The organism is Flavobacterium lacus (assembly GCF_003268815.1).
Taxonomy (GTDB): domain Bacteria; phylum Bacteroidota; class Bacteroidia; order Flavobacteriales; family Flavobacteriaceae; genus Flavobacterium; species Flavobacterium lacus.
The window spans coordinates 1-17,038 of the sequence record NZ_QLSV01000008.1 but is presented as its reverse complement, the minus strand read 5'-3'; the positions used below and the strand labels follow the sequence as shown (position 1 = coordinate 17,038).

At 35.6% G+C, this 17,038-nt stretch carries 6 protein-coding genes; all 6 read left to right on the top strand.

Features of this window, described 5'->3' with window-relative positions; genetic code table 11:
- Positions 1 to 105 precede the first annotated feature (105 nt).
- On the top strand, positions 106 to 4,416 hold the full coding sequence (rpoC, locus tag B0I10_RS09075) for a DNA-directed RNA polymerase subunit beta' (protein WP_112086329.1): 4,311 nt from the start codon (positions 106 to 108) through the stop codon (positions 4,414 to 4,416).
- Positions 4,417 to 4,420: 4 nt separating this feature from the next.
- A complete protein-coding gene (locus B0I10_RS09070; protein WP_112086194.1) occupies positions 4,421 to 4,732 on the top strand; it encodes a DUF3467 domain-containing protein in 312 nt (103 codons plus the stop codon).
- An 874-nt stretch (positions 4,733 to 5,606) separates the two neighbouring features.
- Positions 5,607 to 8,426, top strand: coding sequence for a hypothetical protein (locus B0I10_RS15665; RefSeq protein WP_181456930.1), 2,820 nt, complete (start codon positions 5,607 to 5,609; stop codon positions 8,424 to 8,426).
- A 37-nt stretch (positions 8,427 to 8,463) separates the two neighbouring features.
- On the top strand, positions 8,464 to 10,155 hold the full coding sequence (locus B0I10_RS09060; RefSeq protein ID WP_112086193.1) for a GEVED domain-containing protein: 1,692 nt from the start codon (positions 8,464 to 8,466) through the stop codon (positions 10,153 to 10,155).
- 47 nt (positions 10,156 to 10,202) lie between these two features.
- Positions 10,203 to 12,497 carry a T9SS sorting signal type C domain-containing protein gene (locus tag B0I10_RS09055; protein ID WP_112086192.1) on the top strand — a complete coding sequence of 765 codons (2,295 nt, stop codon included), beginning with the start codon at positions 10,203 to 10,205 and terminating at the stop codon, positions 12,495 to 12,497.
- 210 nt (positions 12,498 to 12,707) lie between these two features.
- Positions 12,708 to 17,038: GEVED domain-containing protein (locus tag B0I10_RS09050; protein ID WP_245942969.1), on the top strand; the 4,331-nt coding region annotated here is incomplete at its 3' end.

Genomic DNA, 17,038 nt, shown 5'->3' with positions numbered 1-17,038 from the left:
TTGAAGTTTAGAGAAGTAATTCGAGGTAGTGTTTATGGTTAGAAGTTAGTTTTGACATAAATGAAAATCAATTTTTTAATTGCAAATAAATCAATAGTAAAAACTATGATGAATAATAGAAACAATAATAAAGACAAAAATCCCGTAAAGAGGTTTAACAAAATTACTATCGGTCTTGCTTCACCAGAATCTATTTTGGCTGAATCAAGAGGAGAAGTACTTAAACCTGAAACAATCAATTATAGAACCCACAAACCGGAACGCGATGGTCTTTTCTGCGAACGAATCTTCGGACCTGTAAAAGATTATGAATGTGCTTGTGGGAAGTATAAAAGAATTCGTTACAAAGGAATCGTATGTGACCGTTGTGGAGTAGAAGTTACTGAGAAAAAAGTACGTCGTGATCGAGTTGGACACATCAATTTGGTGGTGCCAATCGCTCACATTTGGTATTTCCGTTCGCTTCCAAACAAAATTGGATACATTTTAGGTTTGCCATCTAAGAAATTAGATATGATTATTTACTACGAAAGATACGTAGTAATTCAAGCCGGTATTGCTCAAAATGCTGAAGGTGAATCACTTTCAAGATTAGACTTTTTAACCGAAGAAGAATATTTGAATATTTTAGATACTCTTCCGATGGAAAATCAATATTTAGATGATAATGATCCAAATAAATTCATCGCCAAAATGGGTGCTGAGTGTATTATGGACTTGTTAGCAAGAACAAATTTAGATGAATTGTCATATAATTTACGTCATGCGGCTAACAATGAAACATCTAAACAAAGAAAAACGGAAGCATTAAAACGTCTTCAAGTTGTTGAATCGTTCCGTGAAGCAAATCTAAACAGAGAAAACCGTCCGGAATGGATGATTTTAAAAGTAATTCCGGTGATACCGCCAGAATTACGTCCGTTGGTTCCGCTTGATGGTGGTCGTTTTGCAACATCAGATTTAAATGATTTATACCGTCGTGTAATCATTCGTAATAATCGTTTAAAAAGATTAATGGAGATTAAAGCTCCAGAAGTTATCTTACGAAACGAAAAACGTATGTTGCAAGAAGCAGTAGATTCATTATTTGATAATACACGTAAAGCTTCAGCTGTTAAAACAGAATCAAACAGACCATTAAAATCGCTTTCAGATTCATTGAAAGGTAAACAAGGTCGTTTCCGTCAAAACTTATTAGGAAAACGTGTAGATTATTCTGCTCGTTCAGTAATTGTTGTTGGACCGGAATTGAAATTGTTCGAATGTGGTTTGCCTAAAGATATGGCTGCTGAATTGTATAAACCATTCGTTATTCGAAAATTAATCGAAAGAGGAATCGTTAAAACAGTGAAGTCGGCTAAGAAAATTATCGATAAAAAAGAGCCAGTAGTATGGGACATCCTTGAAAATGTAATCAAAGGTCATCCAGTATTACTAAACCGTGCTCCAACGTTACACCGTTTAGGTATTCAAGCATTTCAACCAAAATTAATCGAAGGAAAAGCAATTCAATTACACCCATTAGTTTGTACAGCTTTTAACGCGGATTTTGATGGTGACCAGATGGCAGTTCACTTGCCACTTGGGCCGGAAGCTATTTTGGAGTCGCAACTATTAATGTTGGCTTCTCACAATATCTTGAATCCTGCAAACGGAGCTCCAATTACAGTTCCATCACAAGACATGGTTTTGGGTCTATATTATATGACCAAAGAACGTTTGTCGACTCCGGAACACAAGATTTTAGGCGAAGGCTTAACATTCTATTCTGCCGAAGAAGTAAATATTGCTTTAAACGAAGGAAGATTAGAACTGAACGCTCGTGTGAGAATTAGAGCAAAAGATTTTAATGAAAAGGGAGAATTAGTATATAAATTAATTCAAACAACTGCTGGTAGAGTTTTATTTAATGAAGTAGTACCGGAAGCTGCAGGATATATCAACGAAGTTTTAACCAAAAAATCATTAAGAGATATTATTGGTGGAATTTTATCGGTAACCAATGTACCAACAACCGCTGCTTTCTTGGATAATATGAAAGACATGGGGTACAAATTTGCCTTCCGTGGAGGTTTATCATTCAGTTTAGGGGATATTATTATTCCGCACCAAAAACAAGAATTGATTGCCGATGCAAGAGAAGAAGTAGATGCAATCACCATGAACTATAACATGGGATTGATTACTAACAATGAAAGATACAATCAAGTTATTGACGTTTGGACTTCTAAAAATGCTTTGTTAACAGAATTAGCTATGAAAAATATCCGTGAAGACCAACAAGGTTTCAACTCGGTATATATGATGCTTGACTCTGGGGCAAGGGGTTCTAAAGAACAAATTCGTCAGTTAACCGGTATGCGTGGTTTGATGGCTAAGCCTAAAAAATCAACCGCGGGTGGTGGAGAAATTATCGAAAACCCGATTCTTTCTAACTTTAAAGAAGGTCTATCCATTTTAGAATACTTTATTTCTACGCACGGTGCTCGTAAAGGTCTTGCCGATACGGCTTTAAAAACGGCCGATGCTGGATACTTAACAAGAAGATTACATGACGTTTCTCAAGATGTTATTGTAAACACAGAAGATTGTGGTACGTTAAGAGGAATCGAAGTTTCTGCCTTGAAAAAGAATGAAGAAATTGTTGAAACACTTGGTGAAAGAATTTTAGGACGTGTTGCACTTCAAGATGTAATCAATCCATTGAATTTAGAAGTATTGATTCAAGGTGGGCATGAAATTACCGAAGCAATTATGAAAGCGATTGAAGCTTCTCCTCTAGAAAGAGTAGAAGTAAGATCACCATTAACATGTGAAGCCGCTAAAGGAATCTGTGCAAAATGCTATGGAAGAAACTTAGCAACAGGACGAATGACTCAAAAAGGTGAAGCAGTTGGTGTAATTGCTGCACAATCAATTGGTGAACCGGGTACACAGTTAACACTTAGAACGTTCCACGTTGGAGGAGTTGCTGGAGGTATGTCTGAAGAGTCAAACATTGTAACACGTTTCAAAGGTAGATTAGAATTAGACGATTTAAAAACAGTAAAAGGCGAAGATGCTGATGGAAATCCAATTGACATCGTAATTTCTCGTTCAACTGAATTAAAATTAGTGGATGAAAATACGGGAATCGTATTAAATACCCATAACATTCCTTACGGTTCTACCATTTTTGTAAAAGATGGACAAACAGTAGATAAAGGAACAACAATCTGTAAATGGGATCCATATAATGGAGTTATTATTTCTGAATTTACCGGAAAAATTGCTTACGAAGATTTAGAACAAGGACAATCGTTCCAAGTTGAAATCGATGAGCAAACCGGTTTCCAAGAAAAAGTAATTTCGGAAGGAAGAAACAAAAAGTTAATTCCAACTTTATTGATTTACGGAAAGGACGGAGAATTAATTCGTTCATACAACTTACCAGTTGGAGCCCACTTGATGGTTGATGATGGTGAGAAAATTAAAGCCGGAAAAATTTTAGTAAAAATCCCAAGACGTTCATCAAAAGCGGGGGATATTACAGGAGGTCTTCCAAGGATTACCGAACTTTTAGAAGCTCGTAATCCATCCAACCCGGCTGTGGTTTCTGAAATTGATGGTGTTGTTTCCTTTGGAAAAATTAAAAGAGGTAACCGTGAAATCATCATCGAATCTAAATTTGGTGAAATTAAAAAGTACTTAGTAAAATTATCTAACCAAATTTTGGTTCAGGAAAATGACTTCGTAAAAGCGGGTATGTCTTTGTCAGATGGTGCCATTACACCGGAAGATATCTTAAGAATTCAAGGACCATCTGCTGTTCAACAGTATTTGGTAAATGAAATTCAAGAGGTATATCGTTTACAAGGGGTAAAAATCAACGACAAGCACTTTGAGGTAGTTATCCGTCAGATGATGCGTAAAGTAAGAGTTGAAGATCCGGGAGATACCTTATTCTTAGAAGAACAATTGGCTCATACAAAAGATTTCATCATAGAAAATGATAAATTATTTGGTATGAAAGTAGTTGAAGATGCCGGTGATTCTCAAAACTTGAAGCCAGGACAGATGATTACGCCGCGAGAATTGCGTGACGAAAACTCGTTGTTAAAACGTGAAGATAAAAACCTTGTTGTGGCTCGTGATGTAATTACAGCTACAGCTACGCCCGTTCTTCAAGGAATTACGAGAGCTTCGCTTCAAACGAAATCGTTTATTTCTGCGGCATCGTTCCAGGAAACAACAAAAGTGTTAAACGAAGCGGCGGTGGCAGGAAAAATAGATACGTTAGAAGGCTTAAAAGAAAATGTAATTGTTGGACATAGAATTCCTGCCGGAACCGGTATGAGAGAATATGACAACAACATCGTTGGATCAAAAGAAGATTATAACGAATTGATGGCTGCAAAAGAAGAATATAATTATTAATACCATGAGCGAGAACAATCAACAACCAGGACAAATCAATATTGAACTAGATGAAAAAATAGCCGAAGGAATCTATTCTAACTTGGCCATCATTAATCATTCAGCATCAGAATTTGTATTGGATTTTGTAACACTAATGCCGGGTGTTCCCAAAGCAAAAGTAAAATCCAGAATTATCCTTACGCCACAGCATGCTAAACGCTTGTTGAAAGCTATTGGAGAAAATATTCACCGATTTGAAATAGCTCACGGAGAAATAAAAGACTCAGACCAACCACAGGTTCCCCTTAATTTTGGACCAACAGGACAGGCTTAGTTTTTAAAAAAAAGTACAAAAACGAGAAAACCTTCGAGAAAATCGAAGGTTTTTTTATTGGTCTTAAGTACAGTTTAATACTAGGTACTTTTAGTGAATTTCCCTTTTAGGCTCTAAAAAATTTGCCGTAAAGTACAAGAATTGCACAAATTAATTCATGCAAATTTGTGTGAATCGTAGCGAAAAATATAGTTCGACAACCTAGGATACTTTTAGTTTACCTTTCTAATCCTATTATGGACTTCAAGTCTATAGAGTATAAATATAAAATTCTTCCTTAATACAAACCATAAAAGTATAAATTACGTATCTCACTCGTGTTTGTTTTTCAATTTAAAATAAGAAGTTGTAAAAATAGAATTTTGAAGAAAATACCTATTTGTAGGTATTTTTCGATATAGCTTTTTCGTTTAATTTTGCAATGTAATCTAGTTTTTATCCCCCAAATCTGTAAATGGCAAAATATATCGACTTAATACCGTAATAGTGTATTTCATCGATTTTTTTAACATTTAATCGTCGAATATTTATTACTGAGAAGTAGTAGTGTAATTTTGACAAATAAATTAAGATTTTAATTAATTCAGAGTAAGTTTGATTGTATGTTGTTAATTTACAATAATTTAACATTTGTATAGAAGTTGTCTAAAAATGTGTTTTTCTTGCTTTTATTAAGAATTTAGTAACAATAATTTATTAAAAAATGTTAAATAAACCTACATTTTTCATTTGGGTAATAAATAATGTAAGCTAACCAAACAAATACCACAAAAGTTTTTTTTTAATAGTACTGCTAAGTAAACTTAGTTGAACACTATTGTTATGATTTAAATTAGGATAATAAAATTTTAATACATGCCCTAATACTATGAAAATGATAAATAAATTTAATTCGATTCAGCATTGTTGCGTTACTCTTAAAGCAGCGGTATTAATTTGTTTAATTGTTTTGTCTATTGATAAAGCAATCGGTCAAGATGGCCGGTTTGTGTTGAGTAATGGTCTAGGGGGAATTCCTACTTCGGCTTCAAATCACATAGGTTCGACTTCAGCCAATTGGTCGCCCTCTCCTTTTATTTCCAGTAAAAAAGATTATCGTGTTCAATTTCTTTATGAGGCAGATGAATTATTTCTAGCGGAGGATGCAGGATATCGAAAAATTACTTCCTTAGCTTTTAATGTAGTTGGATTTAGTAGCATGTTTACCCTGCCAAATTACGAGATGCAAAACATAACAATTAAAATGGGGCATACGATTGCAACTTATGATGGATATGCCGGGACAAATATTTGGGGAATTAAAATGCCACCTTCAGGAGAGTGCACTTGGGATGGATCACCAACAGCAGAATATTTAGAATTAGTAAAAAGTCCTTTTAATTTAATAATTAGTAACACAGGTTGGGTAGAAATAGATTTAGAATTTCCTTTCATATGGGATGGAGTAAGTAGTATTGTTGTTGAAATTTGTAAATCAGATCCAAGAACAAATTCACCTTCAACTAATTTTAATGCTGGTAGATATTTATTTGAGGGCATTTATCATTCAAATCCTCCAGGAAGTAATGCTCTCACTTTAAGCAGAAGTTTATCTTCCTCTATTAACGGTGGAAATAATCACACAAATGGATGTGCTATGCAGTTAACGGGATCAACGCCTAATACTTCTGGAGCTATTAGTACAACTTTAAGAAAATATCGTCCCAATATTCAATTTATATTTGAATGTGCCGGGGCACCAAAAGCAGGAAATGCGGTAATTTCAAGTGAAAATTACTGTGCTGGTGAAAATGTAGAATTACACGTCGTTAATGATGAACAATCAACGGGTTTAACATATCAATGGTACTATTCATATGCAGATGATGATAATTTTTTGCCTTTAGTAGGAGAAATAAACAAAACACTTTCTGTTGAACGATCAGAAGTTGATATGTGGTACGTGCGTCATGTAGGCTGTAGTCAAGCAACTGCTGAGGGAACCCGTATTTCCACGGCAGTAAAAGTAAAAGGAATCAACACGTGGGATGGAACATTTTGGAGTTTTGGAAGTGAGCCAGCTACCAATGAGCCAGTTAGGATTAATGGAGATTTTAATACAGATATGCATGGAACGGGTCTTTTAGAAGCTTGTACCTTATATGTTGAATCAGGAATTTTTACAATCAAAAGTGGAGATGTTTTGTCAATTACAGATAAGTTAAAAGTGCACGAATCTGCCACATTAATTTTTGAAAACAACGCCAGTTTGATTCAAAAAAATGATTCAGCTATAAACGAAGGTAAAATTATCTACAAAAGAAATTCTCAACCTGTTCGTTTATTAGATTATACATATTGGTCTTCTCCGGTAAGCGGCATGACGCCAAGTCAGTTTTCTCCTAGCACTCCTGCAAACAGAGTTTACCATTGGAATCATTTAACAACTGGACCTAGCCCACAAACATGGGTAGGTGGAGTTGCAGGAATTCCCATGACTCCGGGGAAAGGTTATATTATTCGTGCTCCTAACGGTTATCCAACTTCAGGAGCAGGAACTGTTTTTGAAGGAACTTTCGAAGGTGTTCCAAACAATGGTATTATTTCAGTACCAGCGCAAGGGGGATTGGGAAATTGGAATTTAATAGGAAATCCATATCCTGCAGCAATTGATATTGATGAATTTTTAATTGCTAATAGCGCTGTATTAGACGGTACAATCCGTTTATGGACACACAATACATTGCCAAGTTCAATTCCTGAATATCCTGGTTTTACACAACAAGCGTTAAATTATACGTCGGATGATTATGCTACCTATAATTTAACTGGTCCATTAGGGTTTCCGTCAGAAAGTACAGGAGGAAATACTAGTACACCAGGTCGTTTTGTAGGTGCTGGACAAAGTTTTATGGTTCAAGGTGTTGCTGGTGGAGGAGCAGGTGTTGTTCAATTTACAAACGAGATGCGAGAATTAAAAACAGGTTATTCTAACACACAATTTTTTAGATCTTCCAATGGAAATCAAGCATTATCATTAGCAGAGAAAAACCGACTTTGGTTAGAAGTAATTCATCAAAATGGTAAATTCAAACAAATGATGGTAGGTTATGTTGATGGAGCTACTGATGGATTAGATTGGGGTTATGATTCAAAGCTAACGCTTTCTGGAGACGTTAGGTTTTATAGTTTATTGGGAGAAGATAGCTTGTTGATTCAAGGAAAATCAACTCCATTTCAACAAGATGACATCATAGCACTTGGATTAACTACTGTGTTGTCAGGGGAATTTATTGTCAATTTGTATCAATTTGATGGCCTTTTTGAAAATCAAAATGTTTATTTATTTGATAAATACACCACTACTTTTCATAACCTCAAAGAGGGAAATTATGCATTTGCGACTGAGGCTGGAACTTTTGATGACCGATTTGAGTTGAGATTTACAAATGAAGTACTTAGCTTAAATCCAATTGTAACTACAAAAAAGGATATTATATGTTTTGCAGACGATACTGTAATCACCGTAAAATCTAATGGTGAGCAAATAACAGATGTTAAAATAGTTGATAGTGCCGGAAGAGTATTGTTTGAACAGAATAAAATGAATACTACTTTAATAAAAATTTCAGAATTAGCAAAAGCTAATCAGTTAATGATAGTTCAGGTGATTTCAGAAAATGGCTCAAAATCAATGCACAAAATACTTTTTTAATAAAACGAAATAACAAAAAACAAATTAATATATACTCATGGATAAAAAATACTTTTTATTAAATCAATCAAACCGATTAGATTTTTTATTACAAGCTTTCAATAAAAATTTGCTTATTGCTCTTTCTGTGATGCTTTTTTTGCCTAGCTACAATTCTTTGCAAGCTCAAGAAACGTATACACTTGGGGACGGAACAGAGTCTTTTTCAACGTTAGGTTCAAATCCTTTTGCCACGATAAATCGCAATAGTAGATCACAATATATCTATTTTGCTACGGAGTTGTACGATGCAGGTTTTAATATTTCAGGTAATGTTGTTTCATTAGCAATTAATATCACTGAATTGGGTTTGCCTACAACTTTAAAACCCGAAAACATCAAAATCAAAATGGGGATGACTAATTCATTTGAAATGGGGCCAAACTTAATTAACAATTTGCCTGTTTATTATGAATCTACAGTTGAAAATGTTGATGAGTTAGGATGGCATACTTTTACTTTAGACACCCCTTTTGCGTGGGATGGTTTTAGAAATATAATTGTAGAAATCTGCCGAAGTAATGAAAATTTTGGAACCAGTTACTCAGTTCAAGGGAAAAACTTTCCGGTGGCAGAATTTGTATCGGTAGCTAACTATACAAATGATGCACTTCAAAATGGATGTAGTTTATCAAACGAGAATTTATTGTCTGATTTATTTAAGCGAAGAAGACCTAACATGCAATTTACAATGACCAATCCGTGTGAAGGCACCCCTTCAAGTGGTCAAACAATTGTTTCAGCGGGTCCTTATTGCAGTGGAGAATCATTTACATTGTCAGTCCAAAATGGTTCAATTGAGTCTGGATTATATTATCAATGGCAATCTGCACCGAATGAAAATGGTCCTTGGACTGATATTCCGGGAGCTACTGATGCTTTTTATGTAACTTCTCAATCCATTGCAACCTATTACCGTAGAGCAACTACATGCGAAATTGCCTCTTCTACAATTTTTGATTTTCCTTTATTTGTTGGTGGAGAAGGATGTTATTGTACATCATTAGTAGTAAATGAAAATACAATTGGAATTACTAATGTGACTTTACAAAGTATAAACAATTCTTCAGTAAGTACACCAGCTTATTCTAATTTTACTTCTGTGCAAACTAATTTAGAAAGAAACACTACAGTTTCACTATCAGTTAATGTAAATACAGAGGGAGGATCAAATTATACCATGGCTTGGATAGATTGGAATAAAAATGGATCATTTGAAGATGAAGAAGCTTATGTTTTAGGAACGGTATCAGGGGGTTCAAATGTAAATTCAGGAAGTATAGCTTCAATTGTAGTGCCAGCAGATGCTATAGTAGGATCAACTATTATGAGAGTTCGTACAAAACAATCTGCAACAAACGATTATCCTAGTGCTTGTGACTCTATTGAAAATGGAGAAGCGGAAGATTATACAGTAGTAATAACAGAAAATTTAAGTGTCGGAGATTTTTCACCAATTCAATCAAATCTTTTGATTGCTACTAACAATTATGGAGTTCATTTCAAGACAACCAAAGATGCAATTGAAAGAATTGATTTTTATGACCTTAGTGGAAGAAAAATTTTAACAAAAAAGGGTTTAAATGAGATGGAAATTTCCGTCGTAGATTTTAACTCTTCTCAACAGCTGTGGATTATTAAAGTTACCTTTCAAAACGGAGAACAAATCTCAAAAAAAATTAATTATTAAAAAATTAATTACCTACTAATTTTAGAATACATTCCAAAATAAAAAAAATGAAAAAATTACAACTAAATTTTAAAATTCCTTTTCTATTATTGTGTTTCTTTTTAGCCCTAAAAAGTTCAGCACAATGTGATCAACCTACTAGTGTAGTAGTTGATATTATAACTTCTAATGGAGCAACATTGAGTTGGAATGCTTCAACTTCAGCACCAGGCGAGGGGTATCAGTTTGAAATAAGAACTTCCGGAGCACCTGGAAGTGGCTTAACAGGTTTAGTAGATGGTGGTACGGCTACTGATGATGTTTTTAGTTCATCAATTTCAGGATTATTGGCAGAAACAAGTTATTTTGCTTATGTTAGATACCAATGTAACATTACGCCTCTTTATAGTGATTGGACAATAGGTGTTGCTTTCAATACAGAAGAATTACCTGCACCTGTAGCGGGTGCACCAGCTGGTGTTTCGGATACTTTTTTCACTGCACGTTGGATTGGTGTTAATGGTGCAACGGGATATAGAATAGATGTTAGTACAACTAGTGACTTTTCAGCAATATTGCCAGAATATGATAATATTTTTGTGGCTTCTCCTTCAACAACTAAATTAATTGTAGGATTAGCTCCCAGTACAGATTATTATTACCGCATAAGAGCTGAAGGAAATAGTAGTTCAGGTCCGGTTACTAGTGTTAATTCAAATGTAATCATGGTTTCTACTACTAGTGAACCTACTTTAGTTGCTGTTTGGACAATTAATGGATGGTTGGAAAATATTGAACCAACAATCGAGTATGATGTTATTTTAGATTATCATTTCGTTTCAGATGAAAATAATACAACTTTGCAAGAAGCTAAAAGTTTAACCTTAAATGAAGGTTATACATTTACTTTGGTTTCAGGTCGTTTTTTAATAGTAGCTGATAATATCATAAATAACAGTACACCTAACTCATTTGTTGTACAAAGTAATGCTAACTTAAATCAATTGGATGATTTAGCACCGGCAAATGTTGGGGGAATCACAGTAAGAAGATTCAGTTCAGCGATTTTTCGTCTAGATTATACCATGTGGTCATCACCTGTTACAGGAACTCAAACGTTAAAAGAATTCTCACCATCTACCGTTAGTAATCGTTTTTATGATTATGATACATCCTCTGATGTCTTTTCATTAATTGATCCATTGACAACCGTTTTTTCACCGGGAAGTGGTTATTTAATCAGAGCTCGAAATAATCATGTTGAAAACAATGGAACAAATTCTCCAGCTGAATGGCTTGGGAATTTTGTTGGAGTACCTAATAATGGTGAAATTTCGATCCCTTTAAATACGGGCGGTCAAGGGTATAATTTAGTGGGGAATCCTTATCCGTCAATAATTAGTGCAGAACTTTTTATAGAAGAAAATATAAGTAACATTGAACCTGCTTTACACTTTTGGAGAAGGACAAATAATTTTACAGGCGAAGGTGATACAGGATCTTTTTATGCGGTTTATAATCCTTTCGGAGGTACAGCTCCTTCTGAATCAAGTGAAGAACCCAATAGTTTTATTCAGGTAGGGCAAGGTTTTTTAGTACAAGCCGTAACATCTGAATTAAATTTTAATAATTCGATGAAAGTTCAAGATAATTTTGAAAATCAATTTTTTAGATCATCAAATTTAAATCAAATTGAAAAGCACCGTGTTTGGTTAAGTTTAACCAACAATAATGGAGTATTTAGTCAATTGTTAGTTGGTTATGCCGAAGGGGCAATCAATGATAAAGATCGTTTTGATGCACGTTATATTAATGATTCTAACGTAGCTTTAACTTCATTAATAAATAATGAAGAATTTTCAATTCAGGCGAAAGCATTACCATTCACAGTTGAAGACACAATTCCACTTGGTTTTAAAATTGTAGAAGCAGGAGAATACACTATTTCAGTAAACAAAATGGATGGTTTATTTGAAGCAGGTCAGTTAGTCTATTTAGAAGATACTTTTACATCAACTATTCATAATCTAAGTGCTACCGATTATGTTTTTTCATCAGAATCAGGCGATTTTAAAAATCGTTTTGTTCTGCGTTTTACAGATGAAACCATGAGCATAGATCAACCATTAAACGCGAATGCTGTTGCAGTGTTTGTCAGAGATAATTCAATTCATATAAATACTGGAAATAGTGAAATGGAATCGGTAATTATATATGATGTTCAAGGAAGAAAATTGTTCACCCAAGAGCAAGTGAATACGTCTGAATTTACAATCAACACATTGGCCAAAACTAACCAAGTTTTGATTCTACAAATTAAAGATCAAAACAATAACTTGATTTCAAAAAAAGTAGTGTTTTAAAACGTGAATTCGCCTAAAAATTATAAACTCCTCATTTTTTTGAGGAGTTTTTTGCTATTTACCATTTTATGTAGTTGTTTTTTGAGAATGAGACAGTAAATATGCATTTCATCGATGATTTAAGATTTTAATCGATTTGGTAACATTTTGTTAACAGTTGTATTAAGAATCATAGTAACTTTATATGATAATTTAAATTTTTAATCATTTATGAATTCAAACTACAATTCTACAAAACGGCGATTGGGGTCGTCTTTTGTTTTAAGATGGCTTGGTGTTTTTGCCTTATTTTCATGTTTTTTATTTGGAAATAGCGCCTTTGCACAAGTTTCAGCGTATACGTTGGCTGAATCGACAGAAACGTATGCTCAAATTACAGGAACAACATCCACCGCAACAAGTGATGATGGAACACAAACAAATGTTCCGATAGGATTTACCTTTTCTTTTGGTGGTGCAACCTACACCGCTGTAGGTATAACAACAAATGGAATGATTAGATTAGGTTCTAATTCAACCAATACGGCTATAGCCTCCGGCTGGACAAATCTATTAGGTAATACCGCTGTTTTAAGGCCGTTAATTGCTCCTTTTTGGGATGATAATAATTTAAGTACTGGAACTATAAGGTACTCAACAACGGGTACTGCTCCAAATAGAGTGTTTTCTGTAAATTGGCACAATACAAAAGTTGGTGGTGGCGGCTCTACTGCAGGAGCTTCTGTATCCTCAATTGTTCGTTTGTATGAAAATACAAATGTGATTGAATTTGTGTATGGTAATCCATATACAACCACCAACACAGTTACTGCTTCAGTAGGGTTGAATGATACGACTTCTTTTCTAAGTGTTACTCCGGCAGCCACTTCAACAATTTCCTCTACAACGGCTAATAATGATGTAAATGCATCAGTAATGGCTAATTTAGCTGGAAAAAAATTAACTTTTACGCCTCCAGTAATAGCAATAGACATGGTTGCAACAGCTATTGTAGCTCCAGTTTCAGCTTGTATTAATAGTGCTGCACCAATCTCTGTAACTATATTAAACAACGGTGCAAATACTATTGATTTTTCAACCAATAATGCTGTTATAACGCTTAACATTACTGGTGCTTCTACGCAAACACTTACTGCAACGGTATCATCTGGAACACTTGCAAATGGAGCATCACAGACGGTACTATTATCTCCTAACGCTGATTTTTCAGCAGTTGGTACACACAATATGACAGCTACTGTTGTGGTTACAGGCGATGGAGAGAATGGAAATAACGCAACAACTGCTTCAAAATCAATTGTAACTTCTGTGGCATCTCCATATACAATGGATTTCCCAACTACCTCAACTCCTACTGGTTGGAATACAACGGGTTGGACTATTGCTGCTAGTCATGGGTTAACTTCAAATGGTCTTTACAGAAATTTATGGTCAAGTGCAACATCTGGTCAATTCAATACGATTTCTGTTGGTCCTGTTGGAGCAACAGACGAGTTAAAATTTGACTACCGTATTGTTGATTTTACATCTTATCCATTAACTGCTACTGCTCCAGGATGGGGTAATTTTCAAGTACAAATAAGTACCGATTGTGGAGGAACTTTTTCAACAGTTTTAACCGTTGATGATAGCAATCACACAACCGCATTAAATTGGGCTGGCCGAACAATTAATTTGTCTTCGTATGCAGGACAAACAATCATGGTTCGGGTCGTTGCCACTAGAACGGCTGGGGATTATTTTTTAGATTTTGATAATTTCTCTATTGCACCGGTTGCAGTTTTACCACCCAATTGTGCTACGGCTCTAATTCCGGCTGATTTGGCTGCTAATGTGGTTAGAAATTCAACGTTAACTTGGACTGCTGCTACAGGGAGTCCAACAAGTTATGATGTGTATTTTGGAACATCAACAAATCCAGCATTAGTAACCAATACAGTTGGATTATCGTATACTCCCGTTGTTATGGCAGCTAGTACTACATACTATTGGAAAGTTGTTCCAAAAAACGCTAATGGCGATGCCACAGGATGTGTAGAACAATCTTTTACTACTGGTACAAATCTTCAATATTGTTCAGTAAGTACAACTAATACATCTGATTATACTTCGGCATTCAGTACAACAAATGCACTAAGTAATATTAATTATTCTGCCAGTTCGCAACCTAGTGGTTCCTATTCAGATCAAACAGCTCAAACATTCACTTTAGCTCAAGGACAATCTTTTGATTTCTCGCATTCTTATGTCGGAGGGTCGAACGGTGTAAAAATTTGGATTGATTATAATGAAAATGGAAATTTTGATGCAGAAGAAGAAGTGTATTATCTGGCTAACACTTCAGCTACAAAGACAGGAACAGTTTCAGTTCCGTTAGCTACACCTCTTGGACAGTACAGAATGAGAGTTCGTTCTCAGTTTGGTTCAGCAGCCGTTCCACCTGCTTGTGGAAGTGTAACATATGGATCAACTATTGATTTTACATTAAATGTGGTAGCGGTCCCAAGTTGCTTTCCACCTATTTCGTTACAAGCTACAAATATTACAGCTTCAACTGCTACTATTTCTTGGGCTGCACCTGCTTCAGTACCAGCCAATGGTTATGAGTGGGCAGTTACAACTTCTGCAACTCCACCTACAAGTGGTACGGCAACGTCAAATGTAACTGCTGGTACATCAGGATTAAGTTCAGGCACTTTACATTATCTTCATGTTCGCTCAGTTTGTGTTGAAAGTGAATTTAGTGATTGGGCAACTGTTTCGTTTACCACGCAACCAAGTTGTGGAAATACGTTTTATGATAATGGTGGTGTTTCAGGAGATTATACAAACAATTTGAACACAACAACTACTATCTATCCAACAAATCCAGGTGATGGAGTAATCGTTACATTTACAGCTTTTGGAACTGAATCTTGTTGTGATTTTTTAAGGATTTATGACGGTCCTGACGCAACATTTCCTCTGATTGGTACTTATTCCGGAACAAATTCTCCGGGTACGATAACTTCTACAAATTCTGCTAGTGGTGCGTTAACTTTTGTGTTTACTAGTGATACATCTTTAGTTGGACTTGGTTGGGCAGCAAATATTACTTGCTTTACCTTTCCTACCGACACCCCTGACTATGTGAATCTTCAATTCCCAGCTTCTGCTTCAATTTTAGCAGGCGAATCAGTAATTGTTTATGCACAAGTGTACGAAGCAGGTTTAACAGACGTTGAACCAGGTATTTCAGGACAAGCTGCCGGTATAGAAGCATGGATTGGTATTAGCCCAATAGGAGCTGACGCATCGTCTAATCCAAATACATGGACAACATGGATTCCTGCCACACATAATGCAGGACAAGTTTCCAACAATGACGAATACCAAGCGAATATTGGTTCTACTTTAGCGGTAGGAACCTATCGTTATGCTTCACGATTCAGATTAAATGGTGGTCCTTTTGTGTATGGAGGAAATCCGTTTAACCAATGGAATGGTTCAGATAGTAATAGCGGTCAATTAACGGTTAATCCAAATCCAACACAATGTGCAGGAATTGGTGCTCCCGCTAATGCGGCGACTAACGTTACTCGAGGCACCGTTGCTTTATCATGGACCGCTCCAACAAGTGGACCGGCTCCAACAGGATATAGAGTTTTCCTTGGAACTACTTCCGGAAGTTTAACGTTGATGACTACTACGAATGCCTCAACGTTTACCTATAATGCTTCGGCTCCTGCTTACAGCACAACTTATTATTGGAGAATTGTACCAACATCTGTAATTGGTGGCGGTGATGCAGTTGGTTGCCCCGAGTGGAGTTTCACCACAGAGGCTGATCCATTTGCACCTTATTGTTCTGGATTGACATTTACTTCAGCTGTAGAGCCAATTACTTTAGTGAATTTTGCAGGAATTAACAATGCATCAAGTGCTACTTTAAACGGAACTCCTTCTCATCAAAATTTCATTTCTATTACTGGCAATGTTACTACTGAAAGTACTTATGTAATGACGTTAAAAGGAAATACAGATGGAGATTTTGCAAATAATTTTAGAGTATTTATCGATTGGAACCAAGATGGTGATTTTGCAGATGCCGGAGAAACGTTTAATGCAGGTTCAATAACGAACTCGACTGGTTTAGATGCGATTCAAGCAGTTACAAACATTATCGTTCCAGGTTCTGCCTTGGCCGGACCAACCAGAATGAGAGTTAAAAAAATATTTGGAACCACTAATATTGATAATCCGTGCTTAGGTACAGGATTTGGTCAGGTTGAAGATTATACTTTAAATGTTACGCTTTGTACTCCAACTACATGGTATGCCGATGCTGATGGGGATGGATTTGGTAACAATGCAAGTACACTTCAAGTATGTAATCAACCAGTTGGTTACGTAGCCGTTGGCGGCGACTGTAATGATAACAACGCTTCGATTAACCCCGGAGCAACCGAAATCTGCTACGATGGTTTAGACAACGATTGTGATGGTATTATCGATAACGGTTGTACGCCGATTGTTTCAGTGGTTTTACCTAATCAGTGTAA